The 867-nt window shown below is 42.4% G+C and carries 2 protein-coding genes and 1 pseudogene; 1 reads left to right on the top strand and 2 read right to left on the bottom strand.

The window, feature by feature from the left end:
* Window positions 1–160, bottom strand: a 160-nt coding sequence (locus tag R7Q09_RS24770) for a LacI family DNA-binding transcriptional regulator (RefSeq protein WP_318143773.1), incomplete at its 3' end; no start/stop codon positions are given.
* 176 nt (window positions 161–336) lie between these two features.
* On the opposite strand from R7Q09_RS24770, the gene R7Q09_RS24765 reads away from it, so the two are divergent.
* Entirely contained in the window at window positions 337–669 is a 333-nt protein-coding gene (locus R7Q09_RS24765) for a tRNA-binding protein (RefSeq protein ID WP_318143772.1), read from the top strand.
* A 69-nt stretch (window positions 670–738) separates the two neighbouring features.
* Here the strand turns inward: R7Q09_RS24765 and R7Q09_RS24760 are convergent.
* Window positions 739–867 (bottom strand): annotated as a pseudogene (locus tag R7Q09_RS24760) (gamma-glutamylcyclotransferase); the annotation flags it as partial.

Here is an 867-nt window from a genome sequence, read left to right as displayed (position 1 = left end):
GTGCGCGAGCTGCGGCATTGGGTCTGTAACCCAATTTGCTCATTGCTTTGGTGACCGACTCTACCGATGATTGACTGGCTTTTGGGGACTTGTTGATCACGCGAGAAACCGTTGCGACCGAAACACCTGCTTCTTTCGCGACATCCTTGATCGTTGCCATATAGAACCTTTAGTGGCTAAAAATTTTGACTGAAAGTATTAAACACCCATTGTGTAATAAGTGCAATTTGATAGAGGATTTGCTTTCGGAAATGAGATCTTTACCACTTGTATTTATTAAGCTTGCTGATAGTGTAAACGTTATCTTTTTAGTAAAACTTTACTGGGGTTTTAATTATGGAAACTATCGCTTACTCTGATTTTGCCAAATTAGAAATTCGTACCGGAAAAATCATTGAAGTGGCTCGTCATCAAAATGCAGACAAGCTGAATATTGTGCAAATTGATATCGGTGAGAAAACACTGCAAACCGTAACCAGCTTAGTGCCTTATTACACCGAGGAAGAGTTGATGGGCAAACAAGTGGTCGTATTGTGTAATCTTGCCAAAGCCAAAATGCGCGGTGAAACCTCTGAATGTATGTTGTTATGCGCAGAAACGGATGATGAATCCGAAAGTGTGTTACTAACGCCAGAAAGAGCGATGCCGACCGGGGTGAGAATTGTTTAATCAGTTCACTGGTCGCTCTATTGTGAAAACAGCTCTTAGTTTAGAGCTGTTTTTATAGATGGGATTGAGCTACGAATTTTGGGCAATCAGGTTATCAATCAACTCGTAATGGTGTTCTTGCACTCCTGCAAGGTTGCCGTATTTGGGTTGGTGGCGGTCATTTTCTTTCGCGTGGTGACAGCCAATGGTGTGACGCAC

This window comes from Vibrio sp. 2130-1, from assembly GCF_033339515.1.
This window is presented reverse-complemented; position numbering and strand designations above follow the sequence as displayed.

Bases quoted from the DNA above. Each gene is read 5' to 3' on its own strand.
- R7Q09_RS24765 (WP_318143772.1), top strand. From the start codon at position 337: ATGGAAACTATCGCTTACTCTGATTTTGCCAAATTAGAAATTCGTACC.